The organism is Parendozoicomonas verongulae (assembly GCF_009711465.1).
Classification (GTDB): domain Bacteria; phylum Pseudomonadota; class Gammaproteobacteria; order Pseudomonadales; family Endozoicomonadaceae; genus Sansalvadorimonas; species Sansalvadorimonas verongulae.
This window is the reverse complement of record NZ_SMME01000600.1, coordinates 670-1805: the sequence shown is the minus strand read 5'-3', so window position 1 is coordinate 1805 and position 1136 is coordinate 670. Positions and strand designations below refer to the sequence as shown.

Annotated in this window: 2 protein-coding genes; one reads left to right on the top strand and one right to left on the bottom strand. The window is 52.8% G+C overall.

All coding sequences use genetic code 11. The features are described from left to right. On the bottom strand, positions 1–482 hold a 482-nt coding region (locus tag E1189_RS24860; RefSeq protein WP_230460003.1), incomplete at its 3' end, for a hypothetical protein. Between the two features lie 276 nt (positions 483–758). Here E1189_RS24860 and E1189_RS01790 point away from each other — a divergent pair. Continuing rightward, the coding region (locus E1189_RS01790; RefSeq protein ID WP_196221019.1) for a hypothetical protein at positions 759–1136 on the top strand (378 nt) is incomplete at its 3' end.

Here is a 1136-nt window from a genome sequence, read left to right as displayed (position 1 = left end):
CAGGTGGTGTTCCGCTTTCTTCGACGTACTGTCTCCTTCGCATTTTGGCCCAATACTTCTACTTCTGGTATAGGGCTATCGTAATCCAAATCACCTGGGACTGTTGACGCAGTTTCATAAACATCTTCAATCTCTTGTTTGACAACTTTCCGGCAGTGAATTTCCCAGGCGTGGATATCAGAATTAAAAGGCAACGGAAACCCATCAACGAATTCACCTGTTATTACTGCGTCATCTGTCGCTGGCGGGGAATGACCTTTGCTGGGAGTTGCAGAGCAGGCAGATCCCTCAGCTATCAGCTCAAGGGGTTCCTTGTCCTGACGTGACAGCCTGATTCTGGATGGGCTCCCAACCCCCTGACAAACCAGGTTATTTTCTGGACCCGATACACAGAATGTATCGTCCAAAGGCTGAACAGCATTTAATGACGTGCGGATACGGCCTGTGGAGATAATATCTGCCTCCCCTTCACCTGATGGCACAACAAGGGTGCAGTTACTCACCTGCTTATCTGTACTCGCATCAACAACAGCGGGAGCAACGGTCAGGATAAACCAAAGCCATGAGGTATTTGCCAGCCTTTGCAACGAGCATAATCTCTGATTCAACCCAGGCACGAAAGGCTAGTCGATGGGTAAGGCTGAGGCAATTTTCAAACACTGTAAAATTATGGTTCCAGGCAGCTCCAGGGGGGTCACTCAATATTATTTCTTTTTGAGCCGCTTCCCTTTGCATCGGGCGTCGTTGCTGCCCCGGCGGTGAGAGCTAAGCAGGTTGACCGAATCGAAGGTGGCGCCACAGAGGCAGGTGGTGTTCTTCTTTCCCCTGCATCGAACGTCGCTGCTGCCCCGGCGGTGAGAGCTAAGCTGGTTGACCGAATCAAAAGTGGCGCCGCAGAGGCAGGTGGTCTTCCACTTTCCCTTGCACAGGGCGTCTCGGCTGCTCTGGCGGTGAGAGATAAGCTGCTTGACCGAATCAAAGGACGCTCCGCAAGGGCAGGTAGTGTTCCGTTTCCCCTTACACTGGGCGTCCCCGCTGCCCTGGCGGTGAGAGTTAAGCAGGCTGGCCGTATCGAAGGTAGCACCACAGGAGCAGGTGGTGTTCCACTTTCCCTTGCACCAAGCGTTGTGACTGCA